A 20,795-nucleotide genomic window follows, 5' to 3' on the forward strand; every position below is an offset into this window, starting at 1 on the left:
CCATCATGCTTGAATTCGACCAAGCCCAGCAATTGCTGGCGCAGGCCGGCGCACCCGTGGCCGGCACCGAAAACGTGGCGCTCGAACAGGCCGACGGCCGCGTGCTGGCGACCGACCTGGCCGCCACCGTGGACCTGCCCCCGGCCGACAACAGCGCCATGGACGGCTACGCCATACGCCTGGCCGATTACCAGGCCGGCGCGTGCATGCCGGTCCAGCAGCGCGCCTACGCGGGCGACATGCCGCAAGCGCTGATCCCCGGCCAGGCCACGCGCCTGTTCACCGGCAGCCTCATCCCCGCCGGCGCGGACACCGTCGTCATGCAGGAAGACGCGCGCGAAGCCGACGGCCAGGTGGAAATCACCCAGGCGCCCACGCTCGGCCAATGGATACGCAAGCGCGGCGACGGCACCACCGCCGGCCGGCCGCTGCTGGACGCCGGCACCCTGCTGCATGCCGGCCACGTCGGCCTGCTGGGAACCCAGGGCCTGGCCAGCGTACCGGTGCGCGCCAGGCTGCGCATCGGCGTGCTGACCACGGGCGACGAACTGGTCGCGCCCGGACAGCCGCGCGCCGCGCAGCAGATCTACAACTCCAACGGCCCGATGCTGGCGGCGCTGGTGCGCGGCATGGGCGCGCAGGTCTCGCACGTGCTGCATGCGCGCGACGACGAAGACGCGCTGCGCGCGGCGCTGTGCACGCTGCTGGCCGACAGCGACCTGGTGCTCAGTTCGGGCGGGGTCTCGGTCGGCGAGCGCGACATGGTCAAGCCGGTGCTGGAAGCGCTGGGCGGCGAGCTGGGGCTGTGGAAAGTACGCATGAAGCCGGGCAAGCCGGTCGCGCTGGCGCACATCGACGGCAAGCCGGTCGTGTGCCTGCCGGGCAACCCGGTCTCCAGCTATGCGGTGTTCGCGCTACTGGTATCGCCGCTGGTGCGGCGCATGCAAGGCCGCGCCGAACTCTATCCGACCGTCAGCCGCCTGCCGCTGTGCACCGAACGGCCACGCCAGGACAGCCGCGAGGAATTCCTGCGCGTGCAATGGCGGGCCACCGAAGACGGCGCCGGCGAACTGCAACCCTTCGGCAACCAGGACTCGGCCATCATCACCTCCGTGCCCTGGTCCACCGGCCTGGCCCGCCTGCCCGCCGGCGTCCCCGTCAACGACGGCGAACGCGTCGGATACTACGACCTGAGGCACTGGCTAACCTGACCCTCGGGTGCCTGTCCCCACATGGGGACTGGCACCCGCAAACCTGATGCCTGTCCCGCACGCAGCCCTTCGGAGCCAGTCCCCGCAGGGACAGGCTCCGAGGGACACCGCAGGTGCCTGTCCCCACGGGGACAGGCACCTCGTTCACCCCCCGATATAACTCATCTCGATGCGGTCGGCCGCGCCGCCGCCCTGGCCGCGCCGTTCGGAGTAGTTGTCGTCGCGCTGGCCCCAGATGCCGGTCAGGATGCGCGCCAGGCTGTCGTCGTCGGCACCTTCGCGCAGCGGCGCGCGCAGGTCGTGGCCGTGCGAGGCGAACAGGCACAGGAACAGCCTGCCCTCGGGCGACAGGCGCGCCCGCGTACAGCCCGAACAGAAGGCGTGCGTGACGCTGGAGATGGCGCCGATTTCGCCGCCGCCATCGTCGTAGCGCCAGCGTTCGGCCACCCGGCCCATGACCGGCGTGTCCAGCGGCGCCAGCGGATGGTGCTCGGCGATGCGCGCCAGGACCTCGTCGCTGGGCACCACTTCGGACAGGTTCCACCCGTTGGTGCTGCCCACGTCCATGTACTCGATGAAGCGCAGGATATGCCCGCTGCCGCGAAAGCGCCGCGCCATGGGCAGGATCTCGCCGTCGTTCAGGCCACGCCGCACCACCATGTTGACCTTGACCGGTGCCAGCCCCGCCTCGGCGGCGGCGTCGATGCCGCGCAGCACGTCGTCGGGGCTGAAGTTGCTGTCGCTCATGCGCGCGAACAGCGCCGCATCCAGCGCGTCCAGGCTGACGGTGACGCGCGACAGGCCGGCCTGCTTCAGCGCCGCCGCCTTGCGCGCCAGCAGGCTGCCGTTGGTGGTCAGCGTGAGGTCCAGCGGGCGGCCAGCGGGCGTGCGCAGCTCGGCGAGCATGCCGACCAGGGTTTCGATGTTCTTGCGCAGCAGCGGCTCGCCGCCGGTCAGGCGGATCTTCTCGACGCCCAGGCGGGCGAACTGCGCGGCCAGCCGGGTGATTTCCTCGAACGACAGCAGCGCCGAGTGCGGCATGAACGCATAGCTGCTGTCGAACACTTCGCGCGGCATGCAGTACGTGCAGCGGAAGTTGCAGCGGTCGGTGACGGAAATGCGCAGGTCGCGCAGCGGCCGGGCGCGCACGTCCCGCGCGGGCTCGCCGGCCGGCGGCAGATCCGCGCTCGGCGCCGCCAGGTCGGCCTGGCGGCGATCGGTCAGGAAAATGACTTTGCTCATAGATAGTCGATCATAGCGCGGCGCGCGGCCGGAAATCGCGGGCGAACGCCTGCTCCAGGGTCTGGATGGCGCCGGTATCGCTGGCATCGTAGCCGGGCAGCTGGCCGACGAACCCGCGGTATTCGGGGCTGCGCATGCCTTCGAGCAGCGCGCGCATGGCCGCGCTCTCCAGCGCCGTCTTGCGGATGGCGAAGAAATAGCGTTCGCGCACCAGCGGGATGAAGTCCAGTCCGAAGCGCCGCGCCGCGGTTTCGACCCCGATGCCGGTGTCGGCCATGCCGCTGGCGATATGGGCGGCGACCGCCATGTGCGTGAATTCATTGTTCTGGTAACCCTGCACCGCCGCCGGCGCGACCCCGGCGCGCTGCAGCATAAGGTTGACCAGGTAGTACGTGCTGGAGCCGGCCTGGCGGTTGACGAAGCGCACGTCCGCGCGCGCCAGGTCCGCCACCCCGCCTATGCCCTTGGGATTGCCCGCCACCACGAACAGCCCGGTATTGCGCACGGCCAGGTGGATCAGCAGGTGTTCGTCGGGGTCCAGCCACTGGGCATACAGGCGCAGGATGGGCGCCTCGAACTCGCCCTGGGGCACCTGGAAGCCGGCCAGGTCGCAATCGTTGCCGCGCAGCGAGGCCAGCGCCTCGGCGGCCGTGCGGTAGCGCAGCTCCACGCCGGGCAGGCGCGTGTCCAGGTGCTGCATCAGCGCCTCGACCGCGAAGCCGTGGCTGGCGTGCAGGCGCAGGTGCGGCCCGCTTTCGGGCAGCAGGCGTTCCAGTTCTTCCTGCAGCTCGGAGGCCAGGCTCTCCAGCGTGGGCATCAGCCGCGCATCGATGCGCCGGTTGGCCCACAGCAGGCGCTGGGCGAACGGCGACAGCGCCGTGCCCAGGCGCCGGCGCGTGACCAGCAGCGGCATGCCGAACAGCGCCTCGAAACGGCGCAGCACGCCCCAGGCGTGGCGGTATGACAACCCGCAGGTCTTGCAGGCGCCGGCGATGTTGCCGCTGTCGTCGATGGCGGCCAGCAGCGCCAGCATGTCCTGCAGGGGCTGGCCGGCGGCGCCCTCGCCCCCCTCCAGCACCCATTGCGGCCGCAGGCCGATGCGGAATTTATATGTCATTTATTTCTTATTGAACCCAACAAGATAGACGACTAGATGTGAAGATTCAATAGGTTGTATGCATGGTTCATCCGAACCGGATTTGAGAAACTGGAAATCGCCAACTCCCCAGTTCACTCAAGGAGCCCGGCCGGATGAACACCCATAAGCATGCCCGATTGACCTTCCTACGTCGACTCGAAATGGTCCAGCAATTGATCGCCCATCAAGTTTGTGTGCCTGAAGCGGCCCGCGCCTATGGGGTCACCGCGCCGACTGTGCGCAAATGGCTGGGCCGCTTCCTGGCTCAGGGCCAGGCGGGCTTGGCCGATGCGTCCTCGCGCCCGACGGTCTCGCCCCGAGCGATTGCGCCGGCCAAGGCGCTGGCTATCGTGGAGCTGCGCCGCAAGCGGCTGACCCAAGCGCGCATCGCCCAGGCGCTGGGCGTGTCAGCCAGCACCGTCAGCCGCGTCCTGGCCCGCGCCGGTCTGTCGCACCTGGCCGACCTGGAGCCGGCCGAGCCGGTGGTGCGCTACGAGCATCAGGCCCCCGGCGATCTGCTGCACATCGACATCAAGAAGCTGGGACGTATCCAGCGCCCTGGCCACCGGGTCACGGGCAACCGACGCGATACCGTTGAGGGGGCCGGCTGGGACTTCGTCTTCGTGGCCATCGATGACCACGCCCGCGTGGCCTTCACCGACATCCACCCCGACGAGCGCTTCCCCAGCGCCGTCCAGTTCCTCAAGGACGCAGTGGCCTACTACCAGCGCCTGGGCGTGACCATCCAGCGCTTGCTCACCGACAATGGCTCGGCCTTTCGCAGCCGCGCCTTCGCCGCGCTGTGCCATGAGCTGGGCATCAAGCACCGCTTTACCCGACCTTACCGCCCACAGACCAATGGCAAGGCCGAACGCTTCATCCAGTCGGCCTTGCGTGAGTGGGCTTACGCTCACACCTACCAGAACTCCCAACACCGAGCCGATGCCATGAAATCCTGGCTACACCACTACAACTGGCATCGACCCCACCAAGGCATCGGGCGCGCTGTACCCATCTCCAGACTCAACCTGGACGAATACAACCTATTGACAGTTCACACCTAGCGGACTGGCAGGAAATTGAAGAACAGCAGGCCCTGTGCGTAGTTGATGCCGATGCGCCGGGAGTTTTCGCCGAGCAGGTTGGCAATCAAGTCCAGCCTGCCGATGATAGCGCCGAATTCGCGCTCGAAGCTGAGATTCGTGGCCGCGGCCGACATCTCGTTGGCCAGCAATAGCGGCTCGCCCTGGGCGGTGCGGCGCGAGGCCAGCAGCCAGGCGGCCGCCTCGACATTGCGCGCCGCGTTGTAGATGCGCTGGCCGTCGAGCACGTCCGAGAGGTAGATGCGGGTCTTGTCGTTGTGCGCCGCGATCAGGGTGTCGGCCAGGCCATAGACGAAGGCCGCCACGCGATCGCCGCCGTAGGCCGGATCGAGCGACACGGCCAGCACCTGGATGTCGCGCAGGCCCGCCAGGCCCGCCGGAGGACGGCGCTCTTCGATCAGGCGCTTGACCCGCGCCACCGCGGCAGCCTGGTCCGCCACCCCGCTCTTGCGCCATTCGCGCGGATTGCGCCGGTACAGCTTGTCCAGCAGCGTGTCGAGGCTGGCCAGGTTGTCGCGGATCTCCAGCGTGACCGTGCGGTTGAAGTCGGTCTGCATGAACTGGTCGGCCGACATCGATTCGCCGCGCGGCCCACCGCTGCCGCCGGGCGCGATGCAGCCGGCCAGCAGCACGCTGGCGGCCCATCCTGACAGTGCGGCCAGCCGCCTGCTCGTCATGCCATATCCGTCCGTGTCCCTTGTCCTGAGGCGGCCTGGCCGCGCGTGGCATGACTTTACCGTATGCGGACGCAAAAACGGCGCCCGCGGGCGCCGTTCTTGCGTCAGGAATCGCAAACCTTATTCGGCTTGCGGCTCCGACTGGGCGGCCGGCTCGGCCGTACCGGACTGCTGCTGCTCGATGCCGCCGATCGCCTTGATCGACAGGCGCAGGCGGCCCTTGTCGTCGGCCTCGATGACCTTGACGCGGACCGGCTGGCCAACCTTCAGCACATCGTTGATGTTGGCGATGCGGTAGTTGGCGATCTCGGAGATGTGCAGCAGGCCGTCGCGGCCCGGCAGCACTTGCACGATGGCGCCGAAATCCAGCAGGCGCAGCACCGAGCCGTCGTAGATCTGGCCCACTTCGACGTCAGCGGTCAGTTCGACGATGCGGCGCTGGGCTTCCTTGGCCTGGGTCTCGTCCACGCTGGCGATCACGATGGTGCCGTCGTCCGAGATATCGATCTGCGTGCCGGTTTCCTCGGTCAGCGCACGGATGGTGGCGCCGCCCTTGCCGATCACGTCGCGGATCTTCTCGGGGTTGATCTTGATGGTCAGCATGCGCGGCGCGAACGCCGACAGCTCGGTACGTGAGCCTTCCAGCGCGTCGCGCATCTTGCCGAGGATGTGCAGGCGGCCTTCGCGGGCCTGGGCCAGCGCGACCTGCATGATTTCCTTGGTGATGCCCTGGATCTTGATGTCCATCTGCAGCGCCGTGATACCGGTTTCGGTACCCGCCACCTTGAAGTCCATGTCGCCCAGGTGGTCTTCGTCGCCCAGGATGTCGGTCAGCACGGCGAACTTGCCGCTGTCCAGGATCAGGCCCATGGCCACGCCGGCCACGTGATCGTTGGTGGGCACGCCGGCGTCCATCATGGCCAGCGAACCGCCGCACACCGAGGCCATCGACGAGGAGCCGTTGGATTCGGTGATCTCGGACACCAGGCGGATGGTGTACTGGAAGTCTTCCGGGGCCGGCAGCAGCGGCAGCAGCGCGCGCTTGGCCAGGCGGCCATGGCCGATTTCGCGGCGCTTGGGCACGCCGATGCGGCCGGTTTCGCCGGTGGCGAACGGCGGCATGTTGTAGTGCAGCATGAAGCGGTCGCGGTACTCGCCCATCAGGGCGTCGATGATCTGCTCATCCTGCTTGGTGCCCAGCGTGGCCACCACCAGCGCCTGCGTTTCGCCGCGGGTGAACAGCGCGCTGCCGTGCGCGCGCGGCAGCACGCCCAGGCGGATGCTGATCGGACGCACGGTGCGGGTGTCGCGGCCGTCGATGCGCGGCTCGCCGTTGAGGATCTGGCTGCGCACGATGCGCGCTTCCAGGTCGAACAGGATGTTGTCCACGCCGACGCTGTCGGGCGCGGGCTGGCCAGCCTGCGCGGCCTGTTCGGCCATGGCCGCCTGCACGGCGGCGTAGACTTCGCGCAGCTTGGTGGTGCGGGCCTGCTTTTCGCGGATCTGGTAGGCGGCGTTCAGCCCTTCCTGGGCGGCGGCGCTCACGGCGGCGATCAGCGCTTCGTTCTTGGGGGCGGGTTGCCAGTCCCAGTCGGGCTTGCCGGCATCGCGCACCAGGTCATGGATGGCGTTGATGGCGGCCTGCATCTGCTCGTGGCCGAACACCACGCCGCCCAGCATGATTTCCTCGGACAGCTGCTTCGCCTCGGATTCGACCATCAGCACGGCGTTCTCGGTGCCGGCCACCACCAGGTCCATCTTGGACGACTTCAGTTGCGTCGCGGTGGGGTTGAGCACGTACTGGCCGTCGACATAGCCGACGCGGGCGGCGCCGATGGGGCCGTTGAACGGGATGCCCGAGATGGCCAGCGCGGCCGAGGCGCCGATCATGGCGGGAATGTCGGGATCGATGTCCGGATTGACCGACAGCGTGTGGATGACCACTTGCACGTCGTTATAGAAGCCTTCCGGGAACAGCGGACGCAGCGGACGGTCGATCAGGCGCGAGGTCAGCGTTTCCTTTTCGGAGGGCTTGCCTTCGCGCTTGAAGAAACCGCCCGGGATGCGGCCGGCGGCGTAGGTCTTCTCGATGTAGTCGACGGTCAGCGGAAAAAAGTCCTGGCCGGCCTTGGCTTTCTTGGCCGCCACGACCGTTGCCAGCACGACGGTGTCCTCCACGGACACTAGCACCGCGCCGGACGCCTGGCGAGCCATCTCGCCGGTTTCCAACACGACCGAATGCTGGCCGTACTGGAAGGTCTTGGTCACTTTATTGAACATGACGGTGATTCCTTACAAATGAAAAACCGTGGCCGTTGCGACATGCGTCGCCCCGACCACGGTTGCGTCATGGGGAGCCAGCCCCGTCGATCACTTGCGCAGACCGAGTTTTTCGATCAGTGCGCGGTACGAATCGGGATTGCGGCCCTTGAGATAGTCGAGCAGCTTGCGACGACGGCTGACCATGCGCAGCAGGCCGCGGCGCGAGTGGTGGTCCTTCATGTGTTCTTTGAAGTGACCGGTCAGTTCGTTGATGCGAGCGGTAAGCAGTGCCACCTGAACTTCAGGGGAGCCGGTATCGCCTTGAGCGCGTTGGAATTGCGCGACGATTTCGGATTTTTTGATGTCAGCTACAGACATTTGATGACCTCTACGGACATGCGTCAGGGCCGAGGCGCCCGGACGTGGGTTTCAAGAAAAACGAGCCCCGAGACAACCGGGCGCCCTGTTACGCTGTTGCCGCCGCGCCGGATCCATTCTTGATCATTCTCGGACTCGGCAGGCTGGCGTGTCTTGCGGCCGGAAAAGCAACTTCGACAACCTTGACCGCAAAAGCGACGATGATTATAGCCGATTCGGTAGAATTGCCCAGTGAAGCCGCACGCGGGCGGATTCCGGCCGCGATGATCCGCCCCTTATTGAAGGAGACCGCCATGCCCCCGATTCGCCGCCCCATCGGCCGCGCCCTGCGCCTGGCCGGCGCGGGCATGCTGCTGGCCGCCCTGGCCGCCTGCGCCAACCTGAACCAGGTGCCGCCCGGCACGCCCCTGGCCGACGTGCAGGCGCAATTCGGCGCGCCCAATTTCGCCTGCGATCTGCCCAATGGCGGGCAGCGGGTGATCTGGACCCAGCAGCCATACGGCCAGTTCGCCTGGGGCGCCAACGTAGGCCCCGACGGGCGCGTCGACCGCGTCGTCGAGGTGCTGACCGACGAGCATTTCAAGGTGCTGGGCACCGGCACCTGGACGGCCGACCAGGTGCGCTGCGAATTCGGCCCGCCAGCCGAGATCAAGCAGGTCGGCCTGCCCAGCGTGCGCCAGGTGGTGTGGTCGTACCGCTACCGCGAATCGCGGGTCTGGAATTCGCTGATGTACGTGTACATGGGCCGCGAGGGAGACCGCGTCACGCGCTTTCATCCCGGGCCGGACCCGATGTACGACGAAGACTGGCGCTGGCACTGAGCGGACAGCGCCCGGCCATCACGGAGAATGATGGCCGCTGCGGCGCTCCTGCTGCAGCCTGCGGGCGCGGTTCCAGCGCCATGCCATCACCACCCAGCCCGACAGGCCATAAAGCACGAACAGGCCGAACAGCACCACCGGCGGATCGCTGGAGACGAACACGAACACGGCCACCACCAGCAGGATGCCCCAGAACGGCACGCTGCGGCCCAAGGCGAAGTTCTTGCCGCTGAAAAACGAGGCGTTGCTGACCATCGCCACGCCGGCGTACATCGTCAGGACAAAGGCCACCCAGGCCATGATGCTGTCGTGGATGGGCAGTTTGTTGTCGATGGCCAGCCAGACGAAGCCGGCCACCAGCGCCGCGGCAGCGGGGCTGGGCAGCCCCTGGAAGAAGCGCTTGTCGACCACCGCGATGTTGGTGTTGAAGCGCGCCAGGCGCAAGGCCGCGCCGGCGACGTACACGAAGGCGGCCAGCCAGCCCCAGCGGCCGAGGTCCTGCAGGATCCATTCGTAGATGACCAGCGCGGGCGCGACGCCGAAGGAGGTCATGTCGGACAGCGAATCGTATTGCTCGCCGAAGGCCGACTGGGTGTTGGTCAGGCGCGCCACCCGGCCGTCCATGCCGTCGAGCACCATGGCCACGAAGATGGCGATGGCCGCGGTCTCGAAGCGGTCGTTCATGGCCTGCACGACGGCGTAGAACCCCGCGAACAGGGCCGCCGTGGTGAAGGCATTGGGCAGCAGGTAGATGCTGCGATGGCGATTTTCGGGATCGCGCATGGAGAAATTGGGCATAGATGACAGAATCGCTTGCAGCGGAAGTGAAAGTTTAACCCATATGACCCCACTTGCGGGCGCGCATCACCGTGTCGTTTGCACCGCGGAAAAGAAAAAACGCGCCCCGTGGGGCGCGTCTGGACCAGCCTGCCGGGGCCCTGCGGGACCCGGCGTGGCCGTGGCCTTTAGTTCTTGGCCTTGTCCACCAGCTTGTTGGCGGCGATCCAGGGCATCATGGCGCGCAGCTTGCCGCCGACCTGCTCGATCTGCGATTCCGCGTTGATGCGGCGGCGCGAGGTCAGGGTCGGGGCGCCGGCGGCGTTTTCCAGGATGAACTTCTTGGCGTATTCGCCGGTCTGGATGGCCGTCAGGCACTCGCGCATCGCCTGGCGGGTCGCGTCGGTCACGACCTTCGGGCCGGTCTCGTACTCGCCGAATTCGGCGTTGTTCGAGATCGAGTAGTTCATGTTGGCGATGCCGCCTTCGTAGATCAGGTCGACGATCAGCTTGAGCTCGTGCAGGCACTCGAAATAGGCCATTTCGGGCGCGTAGCCGGCTTCCACCAGCGTGTCGAAGCCGGCCTTGATCAGCTCGACGGTGCCGCCGCACAGCACGGCCTGTTCGCCGAACAGGTCGGTCTCGGTCTCTTCGCGGAAGTTGGTCTCGATGATGCCGGCACGACCGCCGCCGTTGGCGCTGGCGTACGACAGGGCCACGTCGCGGGCGCTGCCCGACTTGTCCTGGTAGACGGCGATCAGGTGCGGAACGCCGCCGCCCTGGCTGTAGGTCGAGCGCACGGTGTGGCCCGGGGCCTTGGGCGCCACCATGATGACGTCGATGTCTTCGCGCGGCACGACCTGGCCGTAGTGCACGTTGAAGCCGTGGGCGAAGGCCAGCGCGGCGCCGGCCTTGATGTTGGCGTGCACTTCGTCGCGGTAGACGGCGGCGATGTTCTCGTCGGGCAGCAGCATCATGACGATGTCGGCGCGCTTGACGGCCTCGGCCACTTCGGCGACTTCCAGGCCGGCGTTGGCGGCCTTGTTCCACGAGGCGCCGCCCTTGCGCAGGCCCACCACGACCTTGACGCCCGAATCATGCAGGTTCAGCGCGTGGGCGTGGCCTTGCGAGCCGTAGCCGATGATGGCGACGGTTTTGCCCTTGACCAGGGAGAGATCGCAGTCTTTGTCGTAGAAAACTTTCATGTTGTGCTCCGGTTCTTGAATTTTGGTAATCGTGAATGCTAATGCAGGGTGGCGCGCCGCCAGGCGCGCCGGTCAGATTTTCAGTATCCGTTCGCCGCGCCCGATGCCGGACACGCCGGTGCGCACGGTTTCCAGGATGGCACTGCGGTCGAGGGCTTCGATGAAAGCCTGGATTTTCTCCTGAACGCCGGTCAGCTCGATCGTGTAGGACTTGTCGGTGACGTCGATGATGCGCCCGCGGAAGATATCCGCCATGCGCTTCATTTCCTCGCGCTCCTTGCCCACTGCCCGCACCTTGATCAGCATGAGCTCGCGCTCGATGTGCGCGCCTTCGGTGAGGTCCACGACCTTGACCACGTCGACCAGGCGATTGAGGTGCTTGGTGATCTGTTCGATGACCTCGTCCGAACCGACGGTCACCACGGTCAGGCGCGACAGGGTCGCGTCCTCGGTGGGCGCCACGGTCAGCGTCTCGATGTTGTAGCCGCGCGCGGAGAACAGGCCGACCACGCGCGACAGCGCGCCGGGTTCGTTTTCCATCAGCACAGAAATCACGTGTTTCATGGTGGCCTCCTTACAGATCCTCGGAACCGAGCAGCATCTCGGTCAGCCCGCGGCCGGCCTTCACCATGGGCCACACGTTTTCGGTGCGGTCGGTGATGAAGTCCAGGAAGACCAGGCGATCCTTGTGCTTCTTGAATGCTTCGCGCAGCGCCGGCTCGACGTCGGCGGGCCGCTCGATGCGCAGGCCGACGTGGCCATAGGCCTCGGCGACCTTGACGAAATCCGGCAGCGAATCCATGTACGACTCGGAATAGCGCGAGCCGTAGTCGATCTGCTGCCACTGGCGCACCATGCCCAGGAAACGGTTGTTCAGGCAGATGATCTTGGGCGTCAGGTGGTACTGGTGGCAGGTGGACAATTCCTGGATGTTCATCTGGATCGACGCCTCGCCGGTGATCACGGCGATGTCGGCGCCCGGATTGGCCATCTGCACGCCCATGGCATAGGGCAGCCCCACGCCCATGGTGCCCAGGCCGCCGGAGTTGATCCAGCGGCGCGGCTTGTTGAACTTGTAGTACTGCGCGGCCCACATCTGGTGCTGGCCGACGTCGGAGGTCACGAAGGCGTCGCCTCCGGTCACTTCCCACAGTTTCTCGACCACGAACTGAGGCTTGATGACCTCGTCGGAGCCGGCGTACTTCAGGCACTCCTTGCCGCGCCAGGCCTCGATCTGCTGCCACCACTTCTCGATCGGCGCCGGCTTGGCGTCGGCGCGCGCCAGGTCGTACTGGGCGCTCAGATCGGCCAGTACGTCCTTGACGTTGCCGACGATGGGCACGTCGACGCGCACGCGCTTGGAGATCGACGAGGGATCGATGTCGATGTGGATGATCTTGCGCGCGTTCTGCGCGAAATGGCGCGGATTGCCGATGACGCGGTCATCGAAGCGCGCCCCGATGGCCAGCAGCACGTCGCAGTGCTGCATCGCCATGTTCGCCTCGTAGGTGCCGTGCATGCCGGGCATGCCCAGGAAGCGGTGGTCGGTGGCCGGCATCGCGCCCAGGCCCATCAGGGTGTTGGTGCACGGCGCGCCGGTCTGGTCCACCAGGTGGCGCAAGGCCTCGGCGGCATCGGACAGGATCACGCCGCCGCCCGTGTAGATCATGGGACGCTCGGCGTGCAGCAGCATCTGCACGGCCTTCTTGATCTGGCCCTGGTGCCCCTTGTTCACCGGCGCGTACGAGCGCATCGAGATCTCGCCCTTGGGCGGCGCGTACTTGCACTGCGCGACGGTGATGTCCTTCGGGATATCGACCAGCACGGGGCCGGGACGGCCGGTGCGGGCGATGAAGAAGGCACGGCGCATGGTCTCGGCCAGGTCCTTGACGTCGCGCACCAGGAAGTTGTGCTTGACGCAGGGACGCGTGATGCCCACGGTGTCGCATTCCTGGAAGGCATCCTCGCCGATGGCCGCAGTCGGCACCTGGCCGCTGATGATGACCATGGGGATGGAGTCCATGTAGGCGGTGGCGATGCCGGTGACGGCATTGGTGACGCCCGGACCGCTGGTCACCAGGCATACGCCCACTTTCTGCGAGGCGCGCGAGTACGCGTCGGCGGCGTGCACGGCAGCCTGCTCGTGACGCACCAGAATGTGCTGGAATTTGTCCTGCTTGAAAATCGCGTCGTAGATGTAAAGCACCGCGCCGCCAGGGTAGCCGAAAACGTGTTCCACGCCTTCTTCGGCCAGGCAGCGCACGACGATGTCGGCGCCATTGAGTTCCATGTTGTCTTTCCTTTCAGTACCGGCCCTGCACGCCTGAGCGCTGCCCGCCCGGATACGACGGCAGCTGAACCCGAACCGGCGACAACAACATGATCCGGCGCTTTGCGGCTCACGGAGCCACGCCACCCGGACACATTGTCGACCCGGCACACGCTCGTCAGAAACGCAGTGCAAACGCCCTGGGGGCGCTGGAGGTCGAAATGGAAGCCTTGGCAGCACACGCTTGTGGCGCGGCCAACGGCAGGTGTAACTGGCGCAATCCGCCCGGAAGGTGGCCCGGGGCAGCTGTAAGCCGGCGCACCGGCTTCGGATAGTCACGCCGGCGCAAGACGGGCAATTTACCGCGTTGCGGCATCCGGAGCAAATCGGGTGTTGGGAAAGCCCCGCAACCCGTCGTTTTCCGATCCGGCCCCAAAAGTGGCGCACATCTCTCTATACTGGCGTTGTCGCGGACAAATCGCCCCATCTCCATGGATTTGCGCATCGCCAGCATCCGGCGCTTTCTATACAGCCACTACTTCTTTGGCGGTATCCGACAGGCGATCGGCATGCTTCTGCCCGTCCTGGTGCTGGGCGGGCTGTTCGGCCAGTACAGCATCGGCCTGGTCGCCACCTTCGGCGCCCAGTGCCTGGCCATCATCGACCAGCCGGGCGGGCCGCAGCGCCATCGCACCAACGAAATGCTGGGCGGCGCCCTGCTGGGCACCGCCACGGTCACGCTGACCGGCGCGGCCTCCACCTACCCCATCCTGCTGTGGCTGGCGGTGATCGCCCAGTGCTTCACGTTCTCGATATTCTCGGTGTTCGGCAAGCGCGGCGGCCTGATCGGCTTTGCCGGCCTGCTGCTGATGACCCTGACCATGCATTCGCCGCTGGCCCCGCACGAGGTGCTGCTGCACTCGGCCGCCACGCTGGGCGGGGCGCTGTTCTACCTCGGCTGGAGCCTGGCCTTCAGCCGCCTGTTCTGGCTGCGCGAGGAGCGCCAGGCGATGTCGGTGGCGCTGTTCGCCACCGCCGACTACATGGCCGCGCGGGCCAGCTTCTACGACGAGAACGCCGACCTAGATGTGAAGATTCAATAGGTTGTATGCATGGTTCATCCGAACCGGATTTGAGAAACTGGAAATCGCCACCCCCCCAGTTCACTCAAGGAGCCCGGCCGGATGAACACCCATAAGCATGCCCGATTGACCTTCCTACGTCGACTCGAAATGGTCCAGCAATTGATCGCCCATCAAGTTTGTGTGCCTGAAGCGGCCCGCGCCTATGGGGTCACCGCGCCGACTGTGCGCAAATGGCTGGGCCGCTTCCTGGCTCAGGGCCAGGCGGGCTTGGCCGATGCGTCCTCGCGCCCGACGGTCTCGCCCCGAGCGATTGCGCCGGCCAAGGCGCTGGCTATCGTGGAGCTGCGCCGCAAGCGGCTGACCCAAGCGCGCATCGCCCAGGCGCTGGGCGTGTCAGCCAGCACCGTCAGCCGCGTCCTGGCCCGCGCCGGTCTGTCGCACCTGGCCGACCTGGAGCCGGCCGAGCCGGTGGTGCGCTACGAGCATCAGGCCCCCGGCGATCTGCTGCACATCGACATCAAGAAGCTGGGACGTATCCAGCGCCCTGGTCACCGGGTCACGGGCAACCGACGCGATACCGTTGAGGGGGCCGGCTGGGACTTCGTCTTCGTGGCCATCGATGACCACGCCCGCGTGGCCTTCACCGACATCCACCCCGACGAGCGCTTCCCCAGCGCCGTCCAGTTCCTCAAGGACGCAGTGGCCTACTACCAGCGCCTGGGCGTGACCATCCAGCGCTTGCTCACCGACAATGGCTCGGCCTTTCGCAGCCGCGCCTTCGCCGCGCTGTGCCATGAGCTGGGCATCAAGCACCGCTTTACCCGACCTTACCGCCCACAGACCAATGGCAAGGCCGAACGCTTCATCCAGTCGGCCTTGCGTGAGTGGGCTTACGCTCACACCTACCAGAACTCCCAACACCGAGCCGATGCCATGAAATCCTGGCTACACCACTACAACTGGCATCGACCCCACCAAGGCATCGGGCGCGCTGTACCCATCTCCAGACTCAACCTGGACGAATACAACCTATTGACAGTTCACACCTAGACGACGCCTACCGCACCCTGATCCAGCGCCAGTCGGCCATGACGGAGAAGCACCAGGCCGCGCGCGACATGGTGCTGCGCGCCCTGCCGCGCGGCGGCGGCTTTCGCGAAGACGACCGGGTCATGCTGTGGAACATGTTCGTCGACATGCTGCAGCTGCTCGATACGCTGGTCGCCACCCATACCGATTACGCCTCGCTGCGCCGCACCCTGGCCGGCCACGACGCGCTGGTCTTCATGCGCGACGCCCTGGTAAAGATGTCGCTGGAGCTCAACCGCGTCGCGCTGGACGTCTCGCGCGGCCACAAGACGCAATACCGCAGCAGCGCCAAGGCCGAGCTGCGCGCCATCGAGTACGAGATCGAGCAGCTCAAGCAGCAGGGGCTGGGCGAGCGCGAACCCGAGATGCTGGCGCTGACCGTGCAGGTGCTGCGCCGGCTGCGCAACGCCGCGCGCATCGTCGACAAGCTGGCCCAGCACACCGAGGCGCGCTCGGACGCCATCCCCACGAGCATGCTGCGCATCGACAAATCGCTGACGCAGTTCATCTCGCGCCAGGAGCTGCGCCTGGGCATGATCACCAGCAACCTGCGGCTGGACTCGCCCCACTTCCGCTACGCCATCCGCGTCACGCTGGCCGCGGCGCTGGCCATGACGCTGATCGGCATCTGGCTGGCGCCCAACATGGCCGCGCACAGCTACTGGGTGCTGCTGACCATCGTCATCATCATGAAGCCGGGCTTCGCGCTCACGCGCCAGCGCAACGGCTGGCGCCTGATGGGCACGCTGGTGGGCTGCATCCTGGCCCTGATCCTGTTCACGCTGACCAACAACCCGACCATCCTGTTCGCGGTGCTGCTGGGCGCCTGCATCATGGGCAACAGCCTGGTGCAGCTGAACTACATGGCCAGCGCCATCTTCAACACGCTGTTCGTGGTGCTGGTGTTCCATTTCGTCGCCCCGGGCACGGTTTCGCTGGAGGTGATCGGCGAGCAGGCGATGGATACGGCGCTGGGCTGCGCGCTGGCGCTGATCTGCAGCTATGTGCTGCCCTGGTGGGAGGCGCGCTACATGAAGCCGCTGGCGCGGGCCGCCTCGCGCGCCAACCGCGAATACCTGCGCGCCGGGCTGCGCTATATCGAGGCCATGCGCCAGCCGGCGCCCGGCGGCGCGGCGGCGGGCGAGGAAACGCCCGAGACCGGCGAGCGCGCCGACGCCGACGCCGACCAGGCCTGGCCTGGCCTGGCCTGGCGGCTGGGCCGCAAGAACGTGCATATCGCGTTCAGCAATTTCGCCGAGGCGTTCTATCGCATGATGAGCGAGCCGACGCAGCACCAGGTGAGCGTGCCCGAATTCAATAACCTGCTGGTGCAGAACCACATCCTGGCCTCGCAGATCACGGCCGTCGTGCCCATCCTGGTCGGCCTGCCGCACACGCCGCCCGCGGTGCAGCAGGCGCTGGACGCGATGATGGACCTGCTGGACCCGGCCCGCAAGCCGCCGGCCGCGCTGCCCGCGCAGTTCGACACCGAAGGCGAGCAGGCGGCGCTGGCCTATCCGCTCAAGCAGATGCTGCGCGCCTGCGTGATGATCCGCCAGGAACTGGCCGGCGTCGCCGACCCCGAAGACCCGCGTCCGGCGCCGGCCTCGGCCTGAGCCGGCTCAGGCGCCCTGCCTGGCCGAGGCGGCGCGGCGACGCGGCCAGAAGTAGTACAGGGCCACCGCTATCTGCAGCGCCAGGAAGGCCCCCCACGCGGCCAGGTAGCCGCCGGCCGGGTAGCTGCCGGGCTCATACACGGCGTCGCCGCGCGGCCATAGTTCGACGATCCAGCCGAACGTGACCTGGCACACGAAGATGGAAACAAAGGTCAGCAGATTGGTGGTCGCGGCCACGCGCCCCAGCAATTCGCGCGGAAACTCGCCCGCCAGCAGGGCGAACACCAGGATATTGGCCGAACCGAACACGCCGTAACCCGCCCACAGCAGCGCCAGCGGCACGGGCGCGCGCAGCACGATCAGCAGCTGGATCAGGATGAACAGCGCCAGGCATACGCCGCTGAAGCCATACAGCCCCAGGCCCATGCGCTCGACGCGCCGCGCCATGGCGCCCAGCCCGACGTTGCCGCCCATCATGGCAAAGCCCAGCAGCGACACCAGCGCCGCGGCCGGCGCGGCCGGCAGCATATTGACGTCGGTCAGGTAGGGACGCACCCACAGCGATTGCACGCCGTAGAACACGCCGCCGGTCGCCACCGGCAGCGACACCAGCCGCCAGTAGTGCGCCGTGCGCAGCAGCACGAACGTGCCGCGCAGCTGCTCGCCCAGGCTGGCGTGCGGCCGGTCGCGGGCGGGTTCGCGCGGCGCGCCGAACCACAGCAGCGCCGCCACGCACAGCGTGACCACCACCATGCCGATACTGACCTCGCGCCAGGTGGAGAAATTCAGCAGCCACGACAGCGGCGAGCCCACCAGCACGCCGCCCAGCCCGCCCACCGCCATCACCAGCCCGTTGATCAGGGGCAACCGGGCCAGCGGGTAGTTCAGCGCCAGCGCCTGGAATGCCGCGCCCAGGCAGACCGACACGCCGGCGCCGATCAGCAGCCGCCCCACCATCAGGCCGGGCAGGCCCTGCGACAGCCCGTAGACCAGGGTGCCCACGGCGGCTACCACCAGCAGGGCGGCGTTGACGCGCCGCGGCCCCCAGGTATCGAGCAGCACGCCGGCCGGGATCTGCAGCAGCGCGAAACCGAGAAAGTACAGGCTGGTCAGGGTGCCCAGATCGGCGGCCGACAGGCCCAGTTCGGCGCTCAAGGTCGGCCCGAAGCCGATGTTCAGGCCCCGGAACAGATACGAGACCAGGTAGCCGAGCGAAAAGAACAGGAAGACGCGTAAGCCTGCCGACATCGCGCGTCCTGTCAGGCCTGCTTGCGGCGGAACACCAGCTTGTCGGCGCTGGAAGCGGCAGCGTCGTAGGCATAGCCTTCCGAATCGAAACCCTGCAGGCCTTCCGGACGGGCGACCTTGTGCGCGATGGCGTAACGCGCCATCAGGCCGCGCGCGCGCTTGGCATGGAAGCTGATCACCTTCCAGGCGCCGTTCTTCCAGTCCTGGAAGACGCACTGCACCACGCGCGCCTTCAGCGTCTTGAGGTCGACGACCTTGAAATACTCTTCGGAGGCCAGGTTGACGATGACCGGCGCTTTCGCGCCCGCCTGGCGTTCGTTCAGATACTCGGCGATGCCGCTGCCCCAGTACTCGTACAGGTTCTTGCCCTTGGGCGTGTGCAGGCGGGTGCCCATTTCAAGGCGGTACGGCTGCATCAGGTCCAGCGGGCGCAGCGCCCCGTACAGGCCGCTGAGGATCACGACATGGTCCTGCGCCCAATCGAGCTGGCGGGCCGACAGCGTGTCGGCCTGCAGCCCTTCGTAGACGTCGCCATTGAACGCCAGGACGGCCTGGCGCGAATTGGCCTGCGTGAAGCTGCGCTTCCAGGCGCCGTAGCGGCCCGCGTTCAGCTCGGCCAGCGCCGGGCTCAGGCTCATCAGCTCGGCGATTTCGTCGGCGGACTTGGTCTTGAGCACCTTGATCAGCGCCGCGGCCTGGTCGACGAACAGCGGCTGCGTGTGCGTTTCGACGTGAACGGGAGAGTCGTAGTCCAGCTTCTTGGCGGGAGACAACAGGAACAACATGAGGGTTTCCTTGGATTTGAACGAGACTAGCTGTGAACTGTCAATAGGTTGTATTCGTCCAGGTTGAGTCTGGAGATGGGTACAGCGCGCCCGATGCCTTGGTGGGGTCGATGCCAGTTGTAGTGGTGTAGCCAGGATTTCATGGCATCGGCTCGGTGTTGGGAGTTCTGGTAGGTGTGAGCGTAAGCCCACTCACGCAAGGCCGACTGGATGAAGCGTTCGGCCTTGCCATTGGTCTGTGGGCGGTAAGGTCGGGTAAAGCGGTGCTTGATGCCCAGCTCATGGCACAGCGCGGCGAAGGCGCGGCTGCGAAAGGCCGAGCCATTGTCGGTGAGCAAGCGCTGGATGGTCACGCCCAGGCGCTGGTAGTAGGCCACTGCGTCCTTGAGGAACTGGACGGCGCTGGGGAAGCGCTCGTCGGGGTGGATGTCGGTGAAGGCCACGCGGGCGTGGTCATCGATGGCCACGAAGACGAAGTCCCAGCCGGCCCCCTCAACGGTATCGCGTCGGTTGCCCGTGACCCGGTGGCCAGGGCGCTGGATACGTCCCAGCTTCTTGATGTCGATGTGCAGCAGATCGCCGGGGGCCTGATGCTCGTAGCGCACCACCGGCTCGGCCGGCTCCAGGTCGGCCAGGTGCGACAGACCGGCGCGGGCCAGGACGCGGCTGACGGTGCTGGCTGACACGCCCAGCGCCTGGGCGATGCGCGCTTGGGTCAGCCGCTTGCGGCGCAGCTCCACGATAGCCAGCGCCTTGGCCGGCGCAATCGCTCGGGGCGAGACCGTCGGGCGCGAGGACGCATCGGCCAAGCCCGCCTGGCCCTGAGCCAGGAAGCGGCCCAGCCATTTGCGCACAGTCGGCGCGGTGACCCCATGGGCGCGGGCCGCTTCAGGCACACAAACTTGATGGGCGATCAATTGCTGGACCATTTCGAGTCGACGTAGGAAGGTCAATCGGGCATGCTTATGGGTGTTCATCCGGCCGGGCTCCTTGAGTGAACTGGGGGGGTGGCGATTTCCAGTTTCTCAAATCCGGTTCGGATGAACCATGCATACAACCTATTGAATCTTCACAACTAGCGGGCTGTCCAGCCGCCGTCGACGGAAATGGTGGTGCCGGTGATCTGGGCCGCGGCCTCCGAGGCCAGGAACACGGCCGTGCCGCCCAGTTGCTCGGGCGTGACGAACTGCAGCGACGGCTGCTTCTCGCCGAGCAGTTCGCGCGCGGCGCTTTCCTGGTCGACGCCGTCCTTGGCCGCCAGGGCGGTGATCTGCTTTTCCACCAACGGCGTGCGCACCCAGCCGGGGCAGATGGCGTTGGCGGTGATGCCCATGCCGGCCGTCTCCAGCGCGGTGACCTTGGTCAGGCCGACCACGCCGTGCTTGGCGGCCACGTAGGCGGACTTCGCGGCCGAGGCCACCAGGCCATGGGCCGAGGCGATGTTGATGATGCGCCCCCAGCCCTGCTTCTTCATGTGGGGCAGCGCCGCGGCCGTGCCATGGAATACCGCCGAGAGATTCAGCGCGATGATGGCGTCCCACTTGTCGGCGGGAAAGTCCTCGATCAAGGCGGTGTGCTGGATGCCCGCGTTGTTGACCAGGATATCGATGCGGCCCAGCTCGGCGACGGCGCCGGACACCAGTTGCCGCACCGCCTCGCCCTTGGACAGGTCGGCGCCGTCATAGCGCACCTGCACGCCGTACTGGCTGGCCAGCCCGGCCCGCAATTTCTCGATGTCCGCCGCGTCGCCGAATCCGTTGAGCACGATGTCGGCGCCCTGCTGCGCCAGCGCGCTGGCGATCCCCAGGCCGATGCCGCTGGTGGAACCGGTGACGACTGCAACTTTTCCTTTGAGCATGACTGTTCTCCTGTGGAGTGGGCGGGACGGC

General features: G+C 66.8%; 17 protein-coding genes and 2 pseudogenes. 6 read left to right on the plus strand and 13 right to left on the minus strand.

Going from position 1 to position 20,795, the window contains the following annotated elements; genetic code table 11:
- Positions 1-5: 5 nt before the first annotated feature.
- Entirely contained in the window at positions 6-1,211 is a 1,206-nt protein-coding gene (locus tag BN118_RS12950) for a molybdopterin molybdotransferase MoeA (protein WP_014905921.1), read from the plus strand.
- Between the two features lie 144 nt (positions 1,212-1,355).
- Here the strand turns inward: BN118_RS12950 and moaA are convergent, their stop codons facing one another.
- Both moaA and BN118_RS12960 read right to left on the minus strand, forming a co-directional pair.
- A complete protein-coding gene (gene moaA, locus BN118_RS12955) occupies positions 1,356-2,453 on the minus strand; it encodes a GTP 3',8-cyclase MoaA (protein ID WP_010931086.1) in 1,098 nt (365 codons plus the stop codon).
- Positions 2,454-2,463: 10 nt separating this feature from the next.
- Positions 2,464-3,570, minus strand: a complete 1,107-nt coding sequence (locus BN118_RS12960) for a substrate-binding domain-containing protein (RefSeq protein ID WP_010931085.1) — start codon at positions 3,568-3,570, stop codon at positions 2,464-2,466.
- 134 nt (positions 3,571-3,704) lie between these two features.
- On the opposite strand from BN118_RS12960, the gene BN118_RS12965 reads away from it, so the two are divergent.
- Positions 3,705-4,655, plus strand: coding sequence for an IS481-like element IS481 family transposase (locus tag BN118_RS12965; RefSeq protein WP_005013747.1), 951 nt, complete (start codon positions 3,705-3,707; stop codon positions 4,653-4,655).
- Here BN118_RS12965 and BN118_RS12970 read toward each other — a convergent pair.
- The 3 genes from BN118_RS12970 to rpsO form a co-directional block, all read right to left on the minus strand.
- A complete protein-coding gene (locus tag BN118_RS12970) occupies positions 4,652-5,371 on the minus strand; it encodes a lipoprotein (protein WP_003814000.1) in 720 nt (239 codons plus the stop codon). The two genes, BN118_RS12965 and BN118_RS12970, sit on opposite strands and share 4 nt — an antisense overlap.
- A gap of 120 nt (positions 5,372-5,491) precedes the next feature.
- Positions 5,492-7,651, minus strand: a complete 2,160-nt coding sequence (pnp, locus tag BN118_RS12975; protein ID WP_003821234.1) for a polyribonucleotide nucleotidyltransferase — start codon at positions 7,649-7,651, stop codon at positions 5,492-5,494.
- Positions 7,652-7,741: 90 nt separating this feature from the next.
- A complete protein-coding gene (rpsO, locus tag BN118_RS12980; protein ID WP_003814002.1) occupies positions 7,742-8,011 on the minus strand; it encodes a 30S ribosomal protein S15 in 270 nt (89 codons plus the stop codon).
- Positions 8,012-8,304: 293 nt separating this feature from the next.
- On the opposite strand from rpsO, the gene BN118_RS12985 reads away from it, so the two are divergent.
- On the plus strand, positions 8,305-8,832 hold the full coding sequence (locus BN118_RS12985) for a lipoprotein (RefSeq protein ID WP_003814003.1): 528 nt from the start codon (positions 8,305-8,307) through the stop codon (positions 8,830-8,832).
- Between the two features lie 18 nt (positions 8,833-8,850).
- On the opposite strand, the gene pssA is transcribed toward BN118_RS12985, so the two are convergent.
- The 4 genes from pssA to BN118_RS13005 form a co-directional block, all read right to left on the minus strand.
- Complete coding sequence (pssA, locus tag BN118_RS12990) at positions 8,851-9,630, minus strand: CDP-diacylglycerol--serine O-phosphatidyltransferase (protein ID WP_003814004.1); 780 nt, start codon at positions 9,628-9,630, stop codon at positions 8,851-8,853.
- Between the two features lie 167 nt (positions 9,631-9,797).
- On the minus strand, positions 9,798-10,814 hold the full coding sequence (ilvC, locus tag BN118_RS12995) for a ketol-acid reductoisomerase (protein WP_003814005.1): 1,017 nt from the start codon (positions 10,812-10,814) through the stop codon (positions 9,798-9,800).
- 72 nt (positions 10,815-10,886) lie between these two features.
- Entirely contained in the window at positions 10,887-11,378 is a 492-nt protein-coding gene (gene ilvN, locus BN118_RS13000; protein ID WP_003814006.1) for an acetolactate synthase small subunit, read from the minus strand.
- Between the two features lie 10 nt (positions 11,379-11,388).
- Positions 11,389-13,158 carry an acetolactate synthase 3 catalytic subunit gene (locus BN118_RS13005; RefSeq protein WP_223851196.1) on the minus strand — a complete coding sequence of 590 codons (1,770 nt, stop codon included), beginning with the start codon at positions 13,156-13,158 and terminating at the stop codon, positions 11,389-11,391.
- A gap of 416 nt (positions 13,159-13,574) precedes the next feature.
- On the opposite strand from BN118_RS13005, the pseudogene BN118_RS13010 reads away from it, so the two are divergent.
- The 3 genes and pseudogenes from BN118_RS13010 to BN118_RS13020 form a co-directional block, all read left to right on the plus strand.
- Positions 13,575-14,171 (plus strand): annotated as a pseudogene (locus BN118_RS13010) (FUSC family membrane protein); the annotation flags it as partial.
- Positions 14,172-14,267: 96 nt separating this feature from the next.
- Positions 14,268-15,218: an IS481-like element IS481 family transposase gene (locus BN118_RS13015; protein WP_005013747.1), complete on the plus strand. Its 951-nt coding sequence runs from the start codon at positions 14,268-14,270 to the stop codon at positions 15,216-15,218.
- Positions 15,203-16,873: pseudogene (locus BN118_RS13020) on the plus strand (FUSC family protein); the annotation flags it as partial. The gene BN118_RS13015 and the pseudogene BN118_RS13020, both read left to right, overlap by 16 nt.
- 6 nt (positions 16,874-16,879) lie before the next feature.
- Here the strand turns inward: BN118_RS13020 and BN118_RS13025 are convergent.
- From BN118_RS13025 to BN118_RS13040, 4 genes are all read right to left on the minus strand, one after another.
- The gene (locus tag BN118_RS13025; RefSeq protein ID WP_003814009.1) at positions 16,880-18,121 is read right to left on the minus strand and encodes an MFS transporter; all 1,242 of its coding nucleotides are present in this window, start codon (positions 18,119-18,121) and stop codon (positions 16,880-16,882) included.
- An 11-nt stretch (positions 18,122-18,132) separates the two neighbouring features.
- Positions 18,133-18,906 carry a peroxide stress protein YaaA gene (yaaA, locus tag BN118_RS13030; protein WP_003814010.1) on the minus strand — a complete coding sequence of 258 codons (774 nt, stop codon included), beginning with the start codon at positions 18,904-18,906 and terminating at the stop codon, positions 18,133-18,135.
- Positions 18,907-18,932: 26 nt separating this feature from the next.
- Positions 18,933-19,883 carry an IS481-like element IS481 family transposase gene (locus tag BN118_RS13035; protein ID WP_014905922.1) on the minus strand — a complete coding sequence of 317 codons (951 nt, stop codon included), beginning with the start codon at positions 19,881-19,883 and terminating at the stop codon, positions 18,933-18,935.
- 98 nt (positions 19,884-19,981) lie between these two features.
- A complete protein-coding gene (locus BN118_RS13040) occupies positions 19,982-20,764 on the minus strand; it encodes a 3-hydroxybutyrate dehydrogenase (RefSeq protein WP_003814011.1) in 783 nt (260 codons plus the stop codon).
- Positions 20,765-20,795 lie beyond the last annotated feature (31 nt).

The sequence above is a fragment of the Bordetella pertussis 18323 genome (assembly GCF_000306945.1).
Lineage (GTDB): Bacteria > Pseudomonadota > Gammaproteobacteria > Burkholderiales > Burkholderiaceae_B > Bordetella > Bordetella pertussis.

Bases quoted from the DNA above. Each gene is read 5' to 3' on its own strand.
- BN118_RS12950 (WP_014905921.1), top strand. From the start codon at position 6: ATGCTTGAATTCGACCAAGCCCAGCAATTGCTGGCGCAGGCCGGCGCA.
- moaA (WP_010931086.1), bottom strand. From the start codon at position 2,453: ATGAGCAAAGTCATTTTCCTGACCGATCGCCGCCAGGCCGACCTGGCG.
- BN118_RS12960 (WP_010931085.1), bottom strand. From the start codon at position 3,570: ATGACATATAAATTCCGCATCGGCCTGCGGCCGCAATGGGTGCTGGAG.
- BN118_RS12965 (WP_005013747.1), top strand. From the start codon at position 3,705: ATGAACACCCATAAGCATGCCCGATTGACCTTCCTACGTCGACTCGAA.
- BN118_RS12970 (WP_003814000.1), bottom strand. From the start codon at position 5,371: ATGACGAGCAGGCGGCTGGCCGCACTGTCAGGATGGGCCGCCAGCGTG.
- pnp (WP_003821234.1), bottom strand. From the start codon at position 7,651: ATGTTCAATAAAGTGACCAAGACCTTCCAGTACGGCCAGCATTCGGTC.
- rpsO (WP_003814002.1), bottom strand. From the start codon at position 8,011: ATGTCTGTAGCTGACATCAAAAAATCCGAAATCGTCGCGCAATTCCAA.
- BN118_RS12985 (WP_003814003.1), top strand. From the start codon at position 8,305: ATGCCCCCGATTCGCCGCCCCATCGGCCGCGCCCTGCGCCTGGCCGGC.
- pssA (WP_003814004.1), bottom strand. From the start codon at position 9,630: ATGCCCAATTTCTCCATGCGCGATCCCGAAAATCGCCATCGCAGCATC.
- ilvC (WP_003814005.1), bottom strand. From the start codon at position 10,814: ATGAAAGTTTTCTACGACAAAGACTGCGATCTCTCCCTGGTCAAGGGC.
- ilvN (WP_003814006.1), bottom strand. From the start codon at position 11,378: ATGAAACACGTGATTTCTGTGCTGATGGAAAACGAACCCGGCGCGCTG.
- BN118_RS13015 (WP_005013747.1), top strand. From the start codon at position 14,268: ATGAACACCCATAAGCATGCCCGATTGACCTTCCTACGTCGACTCGAA.
- BN118_RS13025 (WP_003814009.1), bottom strand. From the start codon at position 18,121: ATGTCGGCAGGCTTACGCGTCTTCCTGTTCTTTTCGCTCGGCTACCTG.
- yaaA (WP_003814010.1), bottom strand. From the start codon at position 18,906: ATGTTGTTCCTGTTGTCTCCCGCCAAGAAGCTGGACTACGACTCTCCC.
- BN118_RS13035 (WP_014905922.1), bottom strand. From the start codon at position 19,883: ATGAACACCCATAAGCATGCCCGATTGACCTTCCTACGTCGACTCGAA.
- BN118_RS13040 (WP_003814011.1), bottom strand. From the start codon at position 20,764: ATGCTCAAAGGAAAAGTTGCAGTCGTCACCGGTTCCACCAGCGGCATC.